The sequence below is a fragment of the Mesorhizobium sp. M1403 genome (assembly GCF_040317695.1).
Lineage (GTDB): Bacteria > Pseudomonadota > Alphaproteobacteria > Rhizobiales > Rhizobiaceae > Mesorhizobium.
In genome coordinates this window covers 184,867-202,877 of record NZ_JAMYKY010000002.1, presented here as the reverse complement: position 1 = coordinate 202,877, position 18,011 = coordinate 184,867, and the positions used below count along the sequence as shown (strand labels likewise).

18 protein-coding genes are annotated in these 18,011 nt (G+C 62.6%); 5 read left to right on the top strand and 13 right to left on the bottom strand.

Annotation, left to right across the window (positions count from 1 at the left end; translation table 11 throughout):
- Positions 1-125: 125 nt before the first annotated feature.
- From NKH01_RS05600 to NKH01_RS05555, 10 genes are all read right to left on the bottom strand, one after another.
- Positions 126-1,175, bottom strand: coding sequence for an L-idonate 5-dehydrogenase (locus NKH01_RS05600; RefSeq protein ID WP_353019390.1), 1,050 nt, complete (start codon positions 1,173-1,175; stop codon positions 126-128).
- Positions 1,172-2,578, bottom strand: a complete 1,407-nt coding sequence (locus NKH01_RS05595) for a TRAP transporter large permease (protein WP_353019388.1) — start codon at positions 2,576-2,578, stop codon at positions 1,172-1,174. The genes NKH01_RS05600 and NKH01_RS05595 overlap by 4 nt, the downstream gene beginning before the upstream one ends.
- Before the next feature lie 3 nt (positions 2,579-2,581).
- Positions 2,582-3,154 carry a TRAP transporter small permease gene (locus tag NKH01_RS05590; protein WP_353019386.1) on the bottom strand — a complete coding sequence of 191 codons (573 nt, stop codon included), beginning with the start codon at positions 3,152-3,154 and terminating at the stop codon, positions 2,582-2,584.
- A 145-nt stretch (positions 3,155-3,299) separates the two neighbouring features.
- Complete coding sequence (locus NKH01_RS05585; protein ID WP_473553546.1) at positions 3,300-4,274, bottom strand: sialic acid TRAP transporter substrate-binding protein SiaP; 975 nt, start codon at positions 4,272-4,274, stop codon at positions 3,300-3,302.
- Positions 4,275-4,325: 51 nt separating this feature from the next.
- Positions 4,326-5,045 (bottom strand): FadR/GntR family transcriptional regulator, encoded by a 720-nt coding sequence (locus tag NKH01_RS05580; protein WP_353019384.1) that lies wholly within the window; start codon positions 5,043-5,045, stop codon positions 4,326-4,328.
- Between the two features lie 148 nt (positions 5,046-5,193).
- Positions 5,194-6,156: a DMT family transporter gene (locus NKH01_RS05575; protein ID WP_352918589.1), complete on the bottom strand. Its 963-nt coding sequence runs from the start codon at positions 6,154-6,156 to the stop codon at positions 5,194-5,196.
- A 31-nt stretch (positions 6,157-6,187) separates the two neighbouring features.
- Positions 6,188-8,788 (bottom strand): TRAP transporter permease, encoded by a 2,601-nt coding sequence (locus tag NKH01_RS05570; protein WP_353019382.1) that lies wholly within the window; start codon positions 8,786-8,788, stop codon positions 6,188-6,190.
- A gap of 56 nt (positions 8,789-8,844) precedes the next feature.
- A complete protein-coding gene (locus NKH01_RS05565) occupies positions 8,845-9,798 on the bottom strand; it encodes a TAXI family TRAP transporter solute-binding subunit (protein WP_051409598.1) in 954 nt (317 codons plus the stop codon).
- Positions 9,799-9,892: 94 nt separating this feature from the next.
- On the bottom strand, positions 9,893-11,224 hold the full coding sequence (locus tag NKH01_RS05560; RefSeq protein WP_023717035.1) for an aspartate aminotransferase family protein: 1,332 nt from the start codon (positions 11,222-11,224) through the stop codon (positions 9,893-9,895).
- Positions 11,221-12,126, bottom strand: a complete 906-nt coding sequence (locus NKH01_RS05555; RefSeq protein WP_352589091.1) for a MurR/RpiR family transcriptional regulator — start codon at positions 12,124-12,126, stop codon at positions 11,221-11,223. The genes NKH01_RS05560 and NKH01_RS05555 overlap by 4 nt, the downstream gene beginning before the upstream one ends.
- 96 nt (positions 12,127-12,222) lie before the next feature.
- On the opposite strand from NKH01_RS05555, the gene NKH01_RS05550 reads away from it, so the two are divergent.
- Positions 12,223-13,071, top strand: a complete 849-nt coding sequence (locus NKH01_RS05550; protein WP_353019378.1) for a beta-keto acid cleavage family enzyme — start codon at positions 12,223-12,225, stop codon at positions 13,069-13,071.
- A gap of 162 nt (positions 13,072-13,233) precedes the next feature.
- On the top strand, positions 13,234-13,626 hold the full coding sequence (locus NKH01_RS05545; protein WP_353019376.1) for a GFA family protein: 393 nt from the start codon (positions 13,234-13,236) through the stop codon (positions 13,624-13,626).
- A gap of 31 nt (positions 13,627-13,657) precedes the next feature.
- Here NKH01_RS05545 and NKH01_RS05540 read toward each other — a convergent pair whose 3' ends face one another.
- The gene (locus NKH01_RS05540) at positions 13,658-15,166 is read right to left on the bottom strand and encodes a winged helix-turn-helix domain-containing tetratricopeptide repeat protein (protein ID WP_353019820.1); all 1,509 of its coding nucleotides are present in this window, start codon (positions 15,164-15,166) and stop codon (positions 13,658-13,660) included.
- A gap of 148 nt (positions 15,167-15,314) precedes the next feature.
- On the opposite strand from NKH01_RS05540, the gene NKH01_RS05535 reads away from it, so the two are divergent.
- A complete protein-coding gene (locus NKH01_RS05535) occupies positions 15,315-15,557 on the top strand; it encodes a DUF1127 domain-containing protein (RefSeq protein ID WP_023717030.1) in 243 nt (80 codons plus the stop codon).
- A gap of 81 nt (positions 15,558-15,638) precedes the next feature.
- Here the strand turns inward: NKH01_RS05535 and NKH01_RS05530 are convergent, their stop codons facing one another.
- Positions 15,639-15,971 (bottom strand): DoxX family protein, encoded by a 333-nt coding sequence (locus NKH01_RS05530; RefSeq protein WP_023717029.1) that lies wholly within the window; start codon positions 15,969-15,971, stop codon positions 15,639-15,641.
- A gap of 29 nt (positions 15,972-16,000) precedes the next feature.
- A complete protein-coding gene (locus NKH01_RS05525; protein WP_353019818.1) occupies positions 16,001-16,363 on the bottom strand; it encodes a VOC family protein in 363 nt (120 codons plus the stop codon).
- Between the two features lie 210 nt (positions 16,364-16,573).
- On the opposite strand from NKH01_RS05525, the gene NKH01_RS05520 reads away from it, so the two are divergent.
- Both NKH01_RS05520 and NKH01_RS05515 read left to right on the top strand, forming a co-directional pair.
- Entirely contained in the window at positions 16,574-17,425 is an 852-nt protein-coding gene (locus NKH01_RS05520; RefSeq protein WP_352958680.1) for an AraC family transcriptional regulator, read from the top strand.
- A 108-nt stretch (positions 17,426-17,533) separates the two neighbouring features.
- Positions 17,534-17,965 carry a VOC family protein gene (locus tag NKH01_RS05515; protein ID WP_023717026.1) on the top strand — a complete coding sequence of 144 codons (432 nt, stop codon included), beginning with the start codon at positions 17,534-17,536 and terminating at the stop codon, positions 17,963-17,965.
- The last annotated feature ends 46 nt before the right edge of the window (positions 17,966-18,011 follow it).

Below are 18,011 nucleotides of genomic sequence, written 5' to 3'. Positions count from 1 at the left end.
CACGACACGCGCAGATTCTGTCTGATGCTAGTCTCAGGAAGCCAGCACCGGGCGTCTCACATTCTGTATGTACCTCCCCAACCGACCGCCATGGCCTCTTTCAAAACAGGCCTGCAAATTCTCAATCAGTCCGCAATCAGCACGACCTTGACACTCTGAGTGCGGTCGGCGGCAAGTCGGAACGCATCGGGGGCCGAAGAAAGCGTGCGCTCCGCTGTCACCAGCTTCAGGACGTCCACCTCCCGCGACACGATGAGGTCGACTGCGCGACCGAACTCTGTACCGAAGCGGAAGGTGCCTTTGAGGTCGATCTCCTTGGCCATCACCGCATTGGCCGGCAGCGGGACCTGGCCACCGGGAAGATTGCCGACCTGGACCACCGTACCGCCGCGCCGAACGCTGGCGATCGCAGCGGCAAGGCCGGCCGCGCTGCCCGAAATCTCGAACGCCACATCGAGCGAACCGCCGGCCGAGAGCGCGTGAAGCTCGGCGCTACCGCCGGAAAGGTCGGTCGTGCTGTCAGCGCCAAGCCGGCGAGCGAAGGCGAGCGGCGCGGCGGCGATGTCGGCGACGGTCAGTTCAGCGCAGCCGGCAAGCCTGGCCGCGAGCATGGTCAAGAGACCGATGGGACCGGCACCGAACAGGACGACGTTGCGGCCTCTGATGTCGCCGGCCCGCGCGACGGCGTGCAGGCTGACCGCCAACGGCTCGGCAAGTGCGGCCGCCTGGTAGGCCACGTCAGATGGAACCTTGAAACATTGCGCGGGCGTGGCGTCGAACAGACTGGCAAAGCCGCCCTGCATATGCGGTGTCTTCGATGCCGAGCCCATGAAGTAGATGTTCTCGCAGAGATTGGCGCGGCCTTCCAGACATCGCGCGCAATGCCCGCACCAGCGCGACGGATTGACCGCGACGTGGTCGCCGATGCCAAGGCCGGGCGCGGCGCCATTGATCTCGACGATTTCGCCGGCGATTTCATGGCCGAGGACAAGTGGCGAGGTGACAACGAAGTCGCCGGTGCGGGCATGGCGGAAATAATGCAGGTCGGAGCCGCAGATGCCCCCTGCCCCGAAGCGCACCCGCACCATGCCTGATGCCAGCGGTTCGAGCGGACGCTCCACGACGCGCAGGTCCTGCGGGCCGAACAGCGTCGCGGCAATCACCTGGCCACTCACCGGATCAAGCCCATCTCGGTCGGCAGCCAGAGTGTGATGGCGGGTATGAAGGTGATCAGAAGCAGCGCCACGATAAGCGGCACCAACCACGGCAGGATCGCCATGGTGGTGCGCTCGACCGAAAGCTTGGCGACACGTGACAGCACGAACAGCACCATGCCGAGCGGTGGGTGCAAAAGCCCGATCATCAGGTTGAGCGTCATGATCAGCCCGAAATGCACCGGGTTGATGCCGTAGACGGCGGCGACCGGCAACAGGATCGGCACCAGAATGGTGATCGCGGCGATCGTATCGAGGAAGCAGCCGACCACCAGCATCAGGATGTTGACCAGGATCAGGAAGACCCACTTGTTTTCGGTGAGCGCGAAGATGAAGGTCGAAAACAACTGTGCCGCCTGGCTGACGGTGAGCAGCCAGGCGAAGATCGATGCGGCGGTGACGATGAACAGCACCGAGGCGGTTGTTTCGATCGTGTCGAAGCTGGCCCTGGCAAGCAAACGCAGCGTCATCGTGCGGTAGCGCACCAGCCCGAGGAAAAGCGACCAGATGACAGCCGCCATCGCCGCTTCGGTCGGCGTGAACCAGCCCATCGTCATGCCGCCGATCAGGATGACCGGCGTCATCAGCGCCATGACCGCGGAGAAGTCGAAATACCAGTCCGTCGCGATCAGCACCAGCAGCGCGATGCCGACCGCGATGTTGATCGACAGGCCAAGCTGCACAAGCACGTAACAGCCAATCGGAAAGGCAGCCACCACCAGCACCTCGCCCGCCGCTTCGGCGAGCCGCCGAAGCTCGAAAGGTGTGTCGGAGCCCCAGCCGCGACTGTAGGCAAAGATGGCAACCGTAATCATCATCAGCACGGTCATGACCACGCCGGGCAGGATGCCGGCCATGAACAGCGCGCCAATCGAGACATTGGCCATCATGCCGTAGATGACGAAGGGCAGCGAGGGCGGGAAGATCGGCCCGAGCGTGGCGGAAGCGGCGGTGACGCCGACCGCAGCGTCGATCGGATAGCCGTGGTCCTTCATCGCCTTGATCTCGATGGTGCCGATGCCGGCGGCGTCGGCGAGCGCGGTGCCCGACATGCCGGAAAAGATCACCGATCCGATGATGTTGACCTGCGCCAGGCCGCCCTTCATCCAGCCGACCAGGGCAAGGGCGAAAGAATAGATGCGCCCGGTGACGCCGGCAATGTTCATGAGGTTGCCGGCCAGGATGAAGAAGGGAACGGCGAGCAGCGGAAAGCTCTCGACCCCGGCGATCATGCGCTGGGCCGCGATGATATCGGGCGCGACGCCGTAGATGACGAGGTAAAGGATCGAGGCGGCCGCCATCGAAACAGCGACCGGCACGCCGATGAGCATCAGGACAAGAAAGCCCCCTACCAGAAGCAGCATCGCTCAGACCCCCGCCGTCTCGAACGCACCGGGACGCTCGAGCACCGAATAGCCGCGCCTGTAATTGCCGACGAAGACCTGGATCGAGCGCAGAAGCATCAGCACGAAGCCAGCCAAGACGGCGTAGAAGAACCAGCGCCGCGGCAGGTTGACTGTGACCATGCGCTCATGCGCCACGATCATGACGTAGCGCCACATCAGCCATGTTCCGTAGGCGAAGAATGCGATGCGGATAATATCAACGGCGAGCGCCAGCCAACGGCCAACGCGCTCCGGCAGATAGTGGTAAAGCACGTCGACATGGATGTGGCGCGAAAGGCGCACGCACATGGCGGCGCCGAGAAAAACGACGACGACGAGCGCGTTGATGGCGATCTCCTCGGTCCAGGCAAAGCTGTTGTTCAGCGCATAACGGGTGAAGAACTGCAGGAAGACACACACGACCATGCCCCAGAACACGGCAAGCGTAATCCAGTCCTCGATGCCGTGGTCCGACAGGTCGACGTGTACCGGCACCTCCTCGAAGGCGTGGGCAATTTCTTCGACGGTGATCTCGGTGTGGTGTTCCTTGGCCATTGGCGCGGGCTCCCGAAGCTGGTGGGTCGTCAAGGATTGGAAAGGCCGTCCGGCGTAATTTTGAAGCCGGACGGATGGGCAGGTTAAAGCGGCGAATCCGATTGCCGCCCTATCCTCTTGATTGAGCATTCGATTTCCCGATGCCCTACTTGATGGCGCGGATCGCTTCCCAATCGGCCTTGTTGTAGCCGAATTCCTCGAAGGTGACCTTCTCCAGCACATTCTTCTCGAAGTCGGCACGGTCGACATCGGTTACGGTGATGCCGCGGTCCTTGAATACCTGCACCAGTTCCTTTTCGCGGGCGACGATCTTCGCCGTGGCGCGGGCGGCAGCCTCCTGCATCACCTCGGTGAAGATCTTCTTGTCCTCGTCGGAAAGCGAGGCCCAGCGCGACGCCGATATGATGGTGTTGAGATGATCGACGATATGGCCGGTGAGCACAATGTTCTTCTGCACCTCGTAGAATTTCTTCGCCTCGATGGTGGTCAGCGGGTTCTCCTGGGCCTCGACCGTGCCGTTCTGCAGGGCGAGATAGACCTCGGCGAAGGCAATCGGCGCGGTGTTGGCGCCGCAGGCACGCGGCATGGCTAGATAGGCGGGCACGTCGGGGACGCGCATCTTCAAGCCCTGCATGTCGGAGCACTTGGCGATCGGCCGGTTCGAGGTGGTCTGCCGCGTTCCATAATAGGTGGTGGCGGCGATGTGATTGCCGGTCTTGTCCTCGTAGCCCTTGGTCAGGGCCTTGTAGACGTCGCTCTTGGTGTATTTCAGCAGATGGTCGGCATCGCGGAAAGTATATGGGAAATAGGTGACGCCGATCGGTGGATATTCGCGCGCTGCGAAGCTCGATCCGGAAATGATGATATCGACGGTGCCAAGCATCAGGCCCTGGTTGATGTCTGCTTCCTTGCCAAGCTGCGAGGCCGGATAGACGTCGATGGCGTAGCGGCCCTGGGTGCGCTTCTTGATCTCGTCGGCCGCCCACACGGATTCGGTGTGGAAGGGCTCCGTCGTCTCGTAGACATGTGCCCATTTCAGGACCGTTTCCGCCGAGGCCGACGCCATGGGTATGGCAATTGCGGCGATCGCACCGAGCAGAACTGCGTATTTTCTCAACATCTAATTCCTCCCTGGTTGGATTTGACGGCCGGATCTCCCCCCGGCCAACTGCTATTCCGCAACCTCCTTGGCTGCGGCTCTCTCATCGAAATTGCGTGAGAATCTGATTTGCGACTGGCGCAGATGCTGCTGCATGGCGGCCTTGGCCCGCTCGGGGTCGCGCGCGGCAATCGCATCGTGCACGGCACGATGCTCCTTTGCCGCGATCTGCCAGGAATCGTTGGTCTCGAAATAGATCGACAGGCGTTCGAAGTACGGGTTCATGCGCTGGTCGAAAAGCTCGCCGATGAAGCGCACCAGCACCGCGTTCTCGAGAATGCCGGCGACTGCAGTATGGAATTCCCGGTCGAGCGTAATGGTCATCTTGTTGGGGTGACGCATGGCCTCCATCCGGCGCAGCACGTCGTCGAGCCGTTCGATATCTGCAGGCCGGACATGGAGGGCCGCTTCGGCGGCGATCGCGCCTTCGACGAATTCGCGCGCGCGCAACAGCTCGAACGGGCCTTCCTCGATTTCGGGTTCGGAGGCGGCGGTGCTCGGCGGATCGGTGACGTAGATGCCCGAGCCGACGCGGATGCGTATGCGGCCTTCGACCTCCAGCGCTATCAGCGCTTCACGGACCGTCGGGCGGGAAATTCCGAGCTGGTCGGCCAGATCCCGCTCGGTCGGCAGACGGTCGCCGACGGAAAACTCGCCGGCATCGATCAGCTGCCTGAGCTGATCGGCGACCTGTCGGTATAGCCGGCGTGGTTCAACGGCCTGGATCGGCATGCGCGTCTAATTCCCTCCCCGGCTCGCCCCTGGTACATTGGTCTGACCCATTGACCGCAAGCTTAGACGGACGATGCAGAGAGTCAAGCTCGACAGAACCGCGGCCCGCGCAGCGGAAGGCGGCGGCATTGCGCAGGCATTCCATGCGTCAGCGCCGTCCTCCGCGAATGACCAGGACGTTCCCGGCGGCGACGAGGACGAGCCCGATGATCGCGTAAGCGGTCCAGGCATAGCCTTCCAGCGCCGTGGAGATCAAAAGCGCAAAGACGGGAAATATGACGGTCGCATAACCGGCGCGGGCGCCGCCAATGCGTCCGAGCAGCGTCAGGTAGGCGGCGAAAGCCATGACCGTCGATATGACGGCGAGGAAGACCAGCGAGCCGATATAAGAGGCGGTCGTCGCGAACACGAACGGCTCACCGAGCAGGAAGGCCAGGAACGCCGACCACAGAGTGCCATAGAGCATGCCCCAGGCGCTGGTTGAAACGAGCGGCAGGCCGCGGCGCTGGTTTGCGACGGAGACGAGATTACCGGCGCAGAAGCTCAGCGTGCCACAGAGGCACAGCAGAAGGCCCACCAACGTCCCGCCTGAAAGCCCGTTCGCGGCAATTTCGGGAAAGAACATCAGCGCTATGCCGGCGAAGCCAATGACGCCGCCGGCGAGAATGCGCGGCGCCGGGCGCTCGCCGATGACCAAGGCACCGAGCAGCATGTTGATGACCGAGGCGAGCGAGAAGACAACCGAGAGCAATCCGCTGACGAGATAGCCGGCGCCGTAATAGAAAAACAGGAAGTTCGATGAGAAGATGAGGATGCCGAGCACAGCAAAGCGCAGATGATCGGTGATCGGAAAGCGGAGCCGCCCGCCGGAAAAACCCGCCCAGGCAAACATCAGCAGCGTGGCGATGGCGAAGCGCCAGACCAGATTGACCTCGTTCGATACGCCGCTGCCGACCTGAAGTTCGATCGCGAACCACGATGCGCTCCAGGCGATGACCGTCAGCGCGTAAAGCCCGTAGTCGACGGGTTCGAAGGGGCGGTCGCGCGTCGTCGTGCGCTTTTCCGCGGTAGCCGGCTCCGGGGCGCCGTTTGATTCTCTTGTTACCGACATGCTGGCCAAGACTCTTCCGCTCATAAGGCGCTTATAGACCAACTGTCCGCCTTCGCCGCTTCTGACCCCAGACGACGAGACCGAGCAACAGCAGAGCCGGGATGGCGAACCAATAGCGCGACGGCCGTTCCGCAGGCACTAGCACCTGATTGATTTCGTCGCCGGGCTGCAGGCCGAATTTGGCCGCCTGGCTGCCCAGTCGCACCACGCCGACCGTCACGTTATCGCCAAGCGCACTGACGTCCAAGCCCGCGGCCTTCAGGCGTTCGGCCGATGAATTTGCAGGCCCGAGTTGTAGCCGCACCAGCTTCGATATCTCATCGCCGTTGAGGTTCAGTGTCGTCAGGCGCAAGCGAACTGCGCTCCCCTCGGCTGTCTCGTCGACGATACGGCCGAGTTCGGAGGCAGGCACTGCCTGATAGGGTTCGCTCACCTGATCGAGCAAGAGTCCCGGCCTGAACAAGATGAAACAGGCCAGCAGCAACGCAATCGTCTCGTACCAGCGGTTGCGCACGAGCATCCAATTCTGCGTCGCTGCTACAAACGAGACCATGGCCAGCGTCGACGTCACCACCATCGCGACGAAGTCGAACGGACCTTCGAGATCGATCATCAGCAGTCCGGTGTTGAAGATGAAGATGAATGGCAGCAGGCCGGTACGGATCTCGTATTTGAAACCCTGAATCCCGGTCTTCACCGGATCGGCGCCGGAAATTGCCGCAGCAGCATAAGCCGCCAGCCCCACTGGCGGCGTCACGTCCGCCATCAGCCCGAAATAGAAAACGAACATGTGGACAGCGACCAGCGGCACGGCAAGATCGTTCTGCGCCGCCAAATCGACGATGACCGGCGCCATCAAGGTGGCGACGACGACATAGCTTGCAGTGGTCGGCATGCCCATGCCGAGTATGATGCAGATCACCGCGGTGAACAAAAGCATGACGATGAAGCTGCCGCCCGAGATGAATTCGACCAGCTCGGTCATCACCAGCCCGATGCCCGTGAGCAGAACCGTACCGACGATGATGCCGGCGGTCGCAGTGGCAATGCCGACCGTCGTCATGTTCCGTGCAGCGGCGGACAGGCCACCGACCAGATCGTCGAAACCGCGAAGCCAATGCCGTGCCAGCGCACGGTCCTTGCGGAAAAAGGCGGTGAGCGGCCGTTGCGTCACGATCAGCGCCATCAGGGCGACAGCGCCCCAGAATGCCGACAGGCCGGGCGACAGCTCCTCCACCATCAGGCACCAGATCAGCAGGATCACCGGCAGCAGAAAATGCAGGCCGGTGCGCGCCGTCTCGCCGAAATGCGGAATCCTTACGATCTCGCCCTCCAGATCCTCCAGCGGCAGGTCGGGATAGCGCGCACGGTAGGCGACAAGGCCGATGTAGACGGCGATCAGCGCGGCAGTGATCATCCAGGTCGCGGCCGCGCCGAAAACGATCTTCGTCCAGCCAATGCCGTAATAGACAAGCCCTGCGAGGACGATGAAGCCGCATATGCCCATCAGCCCACGCAGCGCACCCTGAAATGCGGAGTGCGTGCTGCGTGACGGCAGGCCCTTCATCCCCGTCTTCATCGCCTCGATATCGACGATGTAGAACAACGAGCCGTAGGTCAGCAGCGCTGGGTAGAAGGCGTGCTTGACCACCTCGGCATAGGAGATGCCGACATATTCGGCGATCAGGAACGCGGCGGCGCCCATCACCGGAGGCATCAGCTGACCATTGACGCCGGCCGCACATTCGATGGCGCCCGCCTTGACCGCAGAATATCCGACCCGGCGCATCAGCGGGATGGTGAAGGTTCCGGTGGTCACGACATTGGCGATCGACGACCCAGAAATCATGCCGGTCAGGCCGGAAGCGACGACGCCGGCCTTGGCCGGACCGCCGCGATATTTGCCGAGCAGCGAGAAGGCAAGCTGGATGAAAAAGCCGCCGGCGCCGGCGCGCTCCAGCAATGTTCCGAACAGAACGAACATGAAGACGACATTGGTGGACACACCGAGGGCAACACCGAAGACCCCCTCCGACGTCAGCCACATCTGCGAGGCTGCGCGCGATAACGTCGCGCCCTTGTGGCCGAGCAGGCCAGGTAGGTGAGGCCCGGCGAAGATATAGATCAGCATGATCGCCGCGATGACGGTGATAGCAGGCCCGACGGCGCGACGCGCGGCCTCGAGCAGGATGAGGACGCCGGCGATCGAGACGACCAGGTCAGCCGTAGTCGGAAGACCCGGCCGATGGGCGATATCGCTGTAAAAGACCAACAGATAGAGGGCGGACGCCGCCCCGGCGATGCCTAGCACCCAGTCGGGCGGCGGCACCCGGCTGCGCGACGAGGTCTTGAAGGCCGGAAACGTCAGCATCGCCAGAAACAGGGCGAAGGCCAGATGGATGGAGCGGGCGATGCCGTCGCTGACAACTCCAAAATTGAGCATGAACGGAAGGGGCGAGGCATACCAGAGCTGGAACACCGACCATGCCAGCGATACGCCGAGGATCAGCTTCGCGGTGCGGCCGGTCGGCTTGCGCCCACCGGTGTCGGCCTCGGCGACGATCTCGCTGAGCTTGTCAATGTCGATAACGGGTTGGTCAGGCGCTGCCGCCCGCTGGCTTTGATCTGTCATCGTTCCCCACAATTATTTGCGATGCGAGGTGCCCGTTGCGCCTCGCATCGGAGGCCTCAGAGCCAGCCCTTTTCCTTGTAGTAGCGCTCCGCGCCCGGATGTACCGGCGCCGACAGACCGGTCTTGATCATCTCCTTGGGATCGAGATTGGCGAAGGCCGGATGCAGTTTCTTGAAGTCGTCGAAATTTTCGAAGACCGACTTCACCAGTTCGTAGACCACCTCATCGGGCGTGCTGGCGTTCGCCACGACAGTGGCGCGGACGCCGAATGTCTTCACGTCGTCCGGATTGTTGGCGTACATGCCGCCCTTGATGGTGGCGACTGAAAAGTAGGGATGGGCTGCTAACAGCGCGTCCACTGCCGGACCGGTCAGTGGGATGAGTTTGGCGCCACAGGCCGTGGTCGGATCCTGGATCGCGGCGGAAGGATGACCGACGCCATAGAAGAAACCATCGATCTTGTTGTCGCACAGCGCGCTGCCCTGCTCGTCCGCCTTCAGCTCAGCGGCAAGCGAGAAATCGCCGAGCGTCCAGCCAATCTGCTTGAGCAATTCCTCCATCGACGAGCGAGTGCCTGATCCGGGATTGCCGACGTTGAAGCGTTTGCCTTTGAAGTCCTCGAATTTGGTGACGCGGGCGTCCGGCCGCGCCAGCACGGTAAACGGCTCGGGATGGACGGAGAACACGGCCCGCAGATCCTTGAACGGCTTGCCGTCGAAATTTCCAGTCCCCTCATAGGCCTGGTACTGGACGTCCGATTGGGTCAAGCCGAAATCGAGGTCGCCGGTCTGGATGGAGTTGACGTTGAAGACGGAACCGCCAGTCGACTCGGTCGAGCATCGGATGCCGGTTTTCTGCCGGTCCTTGTTCATCAGTCGGCAAATGGCGCCGCCCACAGCGTAGTAGACGCCGGTGACCCCGCCGGTGCCGACCGTGACGAAGCGCTGCTCGGCTCCGACGGATGGCAGCGCCAGCAGCATGCAGGCCGCCGCGCCGATCAGGGTTTTCATCGAACTATACATGGTTGCTACCTCTCTGGTGGTTGTCCCGGCCCGTCGCCGATGACGCGTTGGAATTGGGTTGAGGCGATCCGCGTCGTGCGGGTCAGGCCGCTGAAGCGATCGCAGCGTCGATCGCCTCACCGAGCCGTTCGACGATCCGATCGATATCCTGTTTGGAGATGATGAAAGGCGGCGCCACAAGCACATGAACGCCGCGCACACCGTCAATCGTCCCGGCCATCGGGTAAATCATCAGGCCGCGGGCCATTGCTTCGCGCTTGATGCGGGCGTTGAGTTCAAGCCTCTGGTCGAACGGCTCCTTGGTGGCGCGATCAACCACCAGCTCGATTCCCCTAAACAGACCCCGCCCGCGAATGTTGCCGACGTGATGGTGGTTATCGAAGCGTTGGTGCAGGCGTTCGTCCAGCTGCGCGCCCATTGCGCTGACGTTGTCGAGCAGACGGTCACGTCGGATGACCTCCTGCACGGCAAGGCCGGCCGCGGCCGCCATTGGATGCCCCATATAGGTATGCCCATGCTGGAAGAAGCCCGAGCCTTGGGCAAAGGCGTCGAAGATATGCCTGCCAAGCAGCACCGCGCCAATCGGCTGGTAGCCGCCGCCGAGCCCCTTGGCGACGGTCAGCAGGTCGGGAGTGATGCCGTCCTGTTCGCATGCATGCAGCGTGCCGGTACGGCCCATGCCGCACATCACTTCGTCGAGGATGAGCAGCACGCCGTAGCGGTCGCAGATCGCGCGAATGTGCTTGAAATAAGCGGCAACCGGCGGCACGGCGCCGAGTGTGGCACCCACCACCGGCTCGGCGACAAAGGCGATGACCTCGTCCGGGCCGAGTTCGAGGATCTTGTCTTCGAGCTGCTGGGCGGCGCGCACCGCATAGGCTTCGTCGCTTTCGCCATGCTTTTGATAGCGATAGGCATAACAGGGGTCGATGTGATGGGTCTCGATCAGCAACGGCCTGAATTGGGCGCGCCGCCATTCATTGCCGCCGGTGGCGAGAGCACCGAGCGTATTGCCGTGATAACTCTGCCGGCGTGCGATGAGATGGCGCCGTTGCGGTTCGCCTTTCTCGACAAAATATTGCCTGGCCATCTTGAGCGCGGCCTCGACCGCCTCCGAGCCGCCGCTGACCAGATAGACATGGTCCAACCCTTCCGGCGCGTCCTCGACCAGCCGATCTGCCAAGCGCTCCGCCACCTCGGTGGTGAAGAAGCTGGTGTGGGCGTAGGCGATACGGTCAAGCTGGGTGTGCAGTGCAGCGATCACGTCGGGATGACCGTGGCCGAGACAGGACACGGCGGCGCCGCCCGACGCGTCGATATAGGACTTGCCCTCGGCATCGAACAGTTCGATGCCTTGGCCGCGAATGGCGACCGGCAGCGTCGAGTGGATGGTTCGATGAAGAATGTGTGTCATCGACGGTCCCTCATGGGCATTTTCTTCGGCGGACGTTGGTTGAGATGGGTCTTGAGGGCGGCGCCCTGCTCATCGAAACGTCGCAGCGACTCAACGGCGCCCTCGCCTGCCTGCCCTGCGACAAGAGCGCCGAGGACCTCCGCAACGATGAAAGCTGGCGTCATGGTGTGGAAAAAGGACGGGCTGCCCGTCGGCACGATGACCAGGTGATCGGCAAGCAGCGCCAAGGGCGCTACCCCGCTGTCGGTGATCGCAATGACCGGTACGCCGCGGCCGGCAGCATACTCGACAAGCTCGATGGTGAAGCGCGTGTAGGGCAGGACGCTGGCGGCGACAAGCACGTCGTCCTTGGTCGCGTGGGCCAGAGCGTCGCCGTCGGTTCCGCCGATGCCGTGCAGCAGCACCGACTTCTCGCCGATCAGCGACAGGATGTAATGCAGATGCCAGGCCACTGCGTGGCTCGAGCGCAGGCCGAGGCAATAGACGCGCCTTGCCGCACTCAGCGCCCTGGCCGTGCCGACCAGACGGTCGATCGACCTGCTTTCGGCGAGATGGGCAAGCTGGCTGGAAATTGAATCCAGAATATCGGCCGCCAGCGCGTGGTCGCCCTTGAGCTTTTGGCTGGCCACCTGGAGGCCCGCCTTGCCGGCAAAACCGATTTCGCCGTCCCGGATCGCGGCGGCGTAGATATCGCGTACGGTCTCGTAGCCATCAAGGCCGAGATGCTGGGCCAGCCGCGTCATCGTGGCCGGCTGCACTCCCGCGTGCCGGGCCTGCTCGCGCATGGACAACAACGCGACATCATACGGCTTATCAAGGACATAGCGCGCGGCGGACCGAAGCTGCGCCGACATGCCGTCGAAGGCACTGACGATCTGTCCAGCAAGCTCTCCCTGGTCCATGGATATTGCTAGCTCGCCAGACCAGCGATTGCAACGTCTGTTTCAGTGTGGTCAAAGATTGATTCATATGAATCTTGTCACTCACAGAGCGTCTCCATGAAGCCGGCCCATGGTCTCGATCGCGTCGCCATAGCTGTCGCGCCGAACGGGGGACGTCGCAGCAAGGCCGACCATCCGGCGATTCCGCTGACACCAGCCGAACTTGCGCGGACGGCCGCGGAATGCGCCGATGCCGGTGCGGCTATGATCCACGTCCATGTCCGCGACAGAAGCGGCAATCATCTGCTCGACGCCGACGCCTACCGCCAGGCGATCGCCGCCATCCGCGGTGCCGCCGGCGACCGCTTGGTAGTTCAGATCACTTCCGAAGCACTCGGTATCTATTCGCCGGCCCAGCAGATGGCCGTCGTACAAGATGTGAAGCCGCAAGCTGTCTCCCTGGCGCTTCGCGAAATCGTTCCTGATGCCGGATCGGAGCTCGCATTCGCGCGCTTCATGGCCTGGCTGCGCACCGAGGGAGTAGCGCCGCAGATCATCCTCTATTCGCCCGAGGAGGCCGTCAGGCTTTCGGACATGCAGCAGCGCGGACTGATCCCCTGGGCAAGCATACCGGTTCTCTACGTGCTGGGCCGCTACACGCCGGGACAGACGTCCGTTCCTGCCGATCTCCTGCCATTCCTCGCGGCGAACACGCCGCGCTTCGACCATTGGAGCGTCTGCGCCTTCGGCCGCAACGAAGCGGCGTGCGTGACCGCCGCCGCGTTGCTTGGCGGCCATATCCGGGTCGGCTTCGAAAACAATCTCTTCCTTCCGGACGGCAGAATAGCTTCGTCCAACGCCGAACCGGTAGCGACGGTCGCACGCATACTCGCCGACTGCGGCGTCAAGATCGCCTCGGCCGCCGAGTTGGCGGCTCAATGGAACGCGCCGTTTCGTTCCATATGACAAACCAAAGCCTATTTTCGGCGGCAAGCTCGCGTAAGGCATAGAGAGGCGGCTGCAATGTCATCGCCACGGAAGAACGACGTGTCCCCGCCCGCGGCGATTGCAACAACAGTGCCGGTCGTTGTAACCATTCCGGCCGCTTGATTTTGGAGGAGACGCAGCATGGACCGATTCACCGGCGGGTGCCTGTGTGGCAACGTCCGAATTGTCGCGTCGGGGCGCCCATACCGGGTCGGCGTTTGCCACTGTCTCGACTGCCGCAAGCATCATGGCGCCCTTTTTCACGCTTCCGCGATATTTCCTGAGGATGCGGTGACGATCGACGGCGAAACACGCGACTATGCCGGGCGGTTTTTCTGTCCGCGCTGCGGCTCGTCGATTTTCGGACGCACCGCCGACGAAATCGAAGTGAACCTGGGATCCCTGGATGCGCCTGACCAACTGATGCCGACCTACGAAAGCTGGATCGTCCGACGCGAGTCCTGGTTGCCGCCGTTTCCGCTCACCAGACGATACGAGCGCGATCGTGACGCCACGGGTCGCTTTGAGGAATAGGTCGCACGAACGGTGCGACGGCGCCGGCGCGTCACTCCGGAAGGCCGGCCTTGCGGAAGCCATCGACGAAATGCTCAAGCGTCCCAGCGTCGCGGAATGGCTCCGTCGTCGCCCAGTGCCGGGTTGTGAAATGCGGGTTGCCGACGAGGAACAGTTCGACCTCTGCACGCGCCTCGTCGAGCCGGCCGAGTTGGGCAAGGCTTGCCGCCAGGAAACGGCGTGAGCTTGTACGATAAGTCTCGTCCCTGCGCAGTGTCTCGACAGCAGCTTCGTATTCGCGGGCCGCGTATTGCGCCTGCCCGAGCGTCAGATAATACCAACTTGCCGGAAACGGGTTCAGCCGGAAGGCCTTGCGGATGTGCTCAAGGCCCTCCTCGACCTGCCCCGCCAAGATCGCGATGTCGGACAGTGCCGCCCAGGCATCGGCCTCGTTCGGGTCGAGCTCGATGGCCTTGGCGAATTCCGCATCCGCCTCGGCGAAGCTGCGCTCGTAGGCAAGCAGGTAAGCCAAGACCCAGCGGCAGCCGGCATCGTTGGGATCGATCGCCACGGCTTTGCGCGCCAGCTCCAAAGCAACGCTACGGGACGTTTCGGTTGGTCCGCCGGAATGCACCCATCCCATCCAGTGGTTCATGGCAAGCCAGCGATAGGCCTCGGCATATTCCGGATCGAGCGAAACCGCGCGGGTGAGCATCAGATGCGCTTCCCGCGCCGTCTGCGGCGAATCATCCATCAGCTTGCGCGCGCGCACACAGAGATCGTAGGCCTCGAGATTTTTGGGCCGATTGCGCGGCGGTGGTGCGCGTAGCCGGCCGAGCAGCGCCTCGACGATCTTGCCGGTGACCTCGTCCTGAACGGCAAAAATATCTTCCAGGCTGCGATCGAAGCGTTCCGCCCATAGATGATCGCCACTCGCCGCGTCGACCAGTTGTGCATTGATGCGCACCTGCCCAGCGGCGCGTCTTGCGCTTCCCTCCAGCAGGTAGCGCACGCCAAGTTCCCCAGCGATCCCGCGCACGTCCATCGCCTTTCCTTTGTAGGCAAAGGCCGAGTTGCGTGCGATGACGAACAGGCCGGAGATCCTCGACAGGTCCGTGATCAGGTCTTCGGTCAACCCATCGGCGAAGGATTCCTGCTCGGGATCGTTGCTGACATTAACGAAGGGCAGCACGGCTATCGATGGTTTGCCGGGCAGTGGCAAAGGTTTTCGCTTGGCGCCGCCGAGCTGTTCGACGGCGCCCGTGAAGCGGTAGCCGATGCGCGGAACCGTGACGATCCATTCACCGCCGTCGGCGGCCGGACCAAGCAGCTTCCGCAGCAGCGCTATCTGGACGGTAAGGTTGCCCTCCTCGACGGCGGTGCCCGGCCACGTCGCGTCCATCAACTCAGCCTTGCTCAGGATTTCGCCGGACCGTCCGACGAGCGCCGCAAGCAGCTTTAGCCCGCGGTAGCCAACGGCAACGGGGACACCGTTCCGGAGGAGCGTTCCCGCGCCCGGATCAAGCGCGAACGGTCCAAAGGCAAAGCGCGATCCCTGCATACGGCGCATCTATAACCCGTTTGGAAGTTTTGAGAACTATTTGGGAGAGCTTAATTACGGCGCTGTTCGTATCCTGCAGAATTCCTCCTCTTTCAGGTCGAGGGTCCTCCCAAATCGTATTGGACCTCAAACCATATGGAGGTTTGCCATGAACGATATTCCTACCTTTGCCTCGGGCCAGCATAAGGCAGCTCGGCTGGCGGAAGTGTCGCGTCGGCACCACAGCCTGGCGACGCTGCGAAACATTATCGCGGCCTGGCGCGAGCCGACACGCTTTCGCTGGGACCTCAAGCGATTGGCGGAGACCAATCCCCATCTGATCGACGATATCGGTCTGACGAGACGACAGGCCGAGGAAGAGATCGCCAAGCTGCCCTTCTGGCAGCGATAGGCGAATGCTGCAAAGACACGGATCGCCAACGACCGGCGGCTGATGGCAGATGAAGACGAAGCCGCCGCCTCGAAACGATGATCACAGGCTAGTGGTCGCGGCGACAATCAACCCGCCCAAGACGGCAACATTGATGGTGAAGCCGGTACGAAGGGCTTCGCGTTCATAGCCGCTGTAGCGCCAGAAATTGAGCGCCATGAAAGACGCCGCGATGGTGAAGACTGCCAAAGCTGCGGCGGGAAAGGGTCCACCAAGGCCCGTTGCGAGGCAAAAGCCGCCGCCGATCTCAAGCACCGATCCGGCCGCGAGAAGAGGCTTGGGAGCAGGAAAGCCCCGTTCGGCCAGGGACGCTGCAATCGCCCGGAATCTGAGGAAATGCTCGGCGCCTGCCCAGATAAAGACGCCGCCGAGCAAAACCAGTCCGAGGTGGTGGAGGACCGCGATCATTCCTTGGTGCCGTCTTCGGTGTAAACCGCTAGCTCGTAACCGTCCGGGTCCGCAAAATGAAAGCGCCGGCCGCCGGGGAACCCATAAATCGGCCTGACGATCTTGCCTCCCGCTTGCTCGACACGCTTGACCGTTGCCGGCAAATCATCGGCATAGAGAATGACGAGCGGGCCTCCTCCGGACCTCGCTGGGCCAGCCGCAAAGCCGCCTGACAAGCGCCCGTCGTTGAACTCGCAATATTGCGGGCCGTAGTCAGTGAAGGTCCAGCCGAAGGCCTTTCCGTAGAAGTCGCGTGACCACTGAATGTCTTTCACGTTGAATTCGACGTAGTCGATCCGTTGGTCGTTGTTGTTGCTCATGACGCATACCTCTCGTGTGATGTACGACACCGAAAGATAAGCACGCATCTCGCTTGCCGGATTGAACAAAACGGCCATCGACGTATGAGCAGCAAACGGCGCTGCCGATGGCGATGCACGTGACATCACCCCTCATCTGCCCTCTTCGTTCCGGCCGGAAGAAAACAACCGATTCTTGCAACCGTTCTCGATTGGCAGACGTTGTCGGTCGTGCAGATTGTTGTCTCGAGCGACGGCCGGGCGCAGCCGCTGCGCCGTAGGTTCACCGCCGCTAATCCGAAGGGGAGCGAGATGAGCGATCCCGTCCCAGCGCAGGCAACGGGCACATTTCAGCAACGTCCAGTGTCGGCGCGGCTTCGCGGGACCTTCGCTTCGGTGTGGGTGCATCGAATGGACCCGGCGGGCTCACCGCCAATCGTCGTCATGCCCGACGCAACGATCGATCTGCAATGGATCGGAGGCAGCTTCCGAATTGCCGGACCTGACAAGGAGCCGCAGACCGAGGTTCTAGCGGCGGACGAGGTCGTGATCGGCTTGCGCTTCCATCCTGCCACGGCGGCGGCATGGCTCGGCGTGCCGCAAATCGAGCTGGTCGGTCAGCGGCTGTCGCTCGACGATTTGTGGGGAGCGCGAGCTCGGCGCCTCGCCAGCCGCGTGCGCGCCAGCGACAATCTCGAAGATCTGGCCTGCTCGCTCCAACAGGTCGTCGCCGAGGAGATGGCCTCCGACGCCCCAGACGTTCCCATGCAGGCGGCATATCGCTTGATCGAGCGCGCTCCGCCACCCGACGCGCCTCTCGTCCCTTGGTTGATGCGCGCCCTCGAGATGAGCGAAAGGACGTTGCGCCGGCGCTTCGACGAGAGCTTCGGCTATGGCCCCAAGACGCTTGAACGTATCCTCCGCTACCAGCGCTTTCTGCGGCTTTCGAACCAATCGAACAGCACTACGGCCATCCTGGCAGCCGAGGCGGGCTATTCCGACCAGGCGCATCTTGTTCGCGAGAGCCGACGCCTGACAGGAAGCACCCCGCGACAGATTCATCACCTGCTGCACGGCGAGTGAAACCTCGGCGCGTTCTTCGACTTGGCGGCACGCTTTTGGCCGTTTTGTTCAAGTCTTCACTGTCGCCCGACTTTATCCTGGTGTCTCCGACAACCAGAGGAGACTGCCATGAAACCGCGCATTTCGGTTTTGACGATCGCTGTCGCCAACCTCGAGAGTTGCCTCGTGTTCTACCGCGACGGCCTCGGCTTGCCGACGGAAGGGATCATCGGCCGCGAATTCGAGCATGGCGCCGTCGCGTTCTTCACGCTGTCCGGCGGGTTGAAGCTCGCGATCTGGGCTCAGGACGACCTCGCCTACGACACCGGCCTGCCCAAAGCGCCGATCAGTTCGACCTCGTTCACAATCGGCCACAACGTTGTGCGCCGCGAGGAAGTCGATCAAGTGATGGATGAGGCCGCCCGTGCCGGAGCCGAGATCATCAGGCCTGCCCGGGACACGTTCTTTGGCGGGTATGCCGGATACTTCCGCGACCCGAACGGACACCTGTGGGAGGTCGTCTGGAACCCCGCCAACATACCGAGTGAGGATCCTCTTTAGGGCGGCGCGGACCTGCAGTATCGAACGGCGTTAGTCATCCCCAGTG

Excerpts from the sequence above, each read along its gene's own strand:
- NKH01_RS05595 (WP_353019388.1), bottom strand. The coding sequence starts at position 2,578 with ATGCTGCTTCTGGTAGGGGGCTTTCTTGTCCTGATGCTCATCGGCGTG.
- NKH01_RS05590 (WP_353019386.1), bottom strand. The coding sequence starts at position 3,154 with ATGGCCAAGGAACACCACACCGAGATCACCGTCGAAGAAATTGCCCAC.
- NKH01_RS05585 (WP_473553546.1), bottom strand. The coding sequence starts at position 4,274 with ATGTTGAGAAAATACGCAGTTCTGCTCGGTGCGATCGCCGCAATTGCC.
- NKH01_RS05580 (WP_353019384.1), bottom strand. The coding sequence starts at position 5,045 with ATGCCGATCCAGGCCGTTGAACCACGCCGGCTATACCGACAGGTCGCC.
- NKH01_RS05575 (WP_352918589.1), bottom strand. The coding sequence starts at position 6,156 with ATGTCGGTAACAAGAGAATCAAACGGCGCCCCGGAGCCGGCTACCGCG.
- NKH01_RS05570 (WP_353019382.1), bottom strand. The coding sequence starts at position 8,788 with ATGACAGATCAAAGCCAGCGGGCGGCAGCGCCTGACCAACCCGTTATC.
- NKH01_RS05565 (WP_051409598.1), bottom strand. The coding sequence starts at position 9,798 with ATGAAAACCCTGATCGGCGCGGCGGCCTGCATGCTGCTGGCGCTGCCA.
- NKH01_RS05560 (WP_023717035.1), bottom strand. The coding sequence starts at position 11,224 with ATGACACACATTCTTCATCGAACCATCCACTCGACGCTGCCGGTCGCC.
- NKH01_RS05555 (WP_352589091.1), bottom strand. The coding sequence starts at position 12,126 with ATGGACCAGGGAGAGCTTGCTGGACAGATCGTCAGTGCCTTCGACGGC.
- NKH01_RS05550 (WP_353019378.1), top strand. The coding sequence starts at position 12,223 with ATGAAGCCGGCCCATGGTCTCGATCGCGTCGCCATAGCTGTCGCGCCG.
- NKH01_RS05545 (WP_353019376.1), top strand. The coding sequence starts at position 13,234 with ATGGACCGATTCACCGGCGGGTGCCTGTGTGGCAACGTCCGAATTGTC.
- NKH01_RS05540 (WP_353019820.1), bottom strand. The coding sequence starts at position 15,166 with ATGCAGGGATCGCGCTTTGCCTTTGGACCGTTCGCGCTTGATCCGGGC.
- NKH01_RS05535 (WP_023717030.1), top strand. The coding sequence starts at position 15,315 with ATGAACGATATTCCTACCTTTGCCTCGGGCCAGCATAAGGCAGCTCGG.
- NKH01_RS05525 (WP_353019818.1), bottom strand. The coding sequence starts at position 16,363 with ATGAGCAACAACAACGACCAACGGATCGACTACGTCGAATTCAACGTG.
- NKH01_RS05515 (WP_023717026.1), top strand. The coding sequence starts at position 17,534 with ATGAAACCGCGCATTTCGGTTTTGACGATCGCTGTCGCCAACCTCGAG.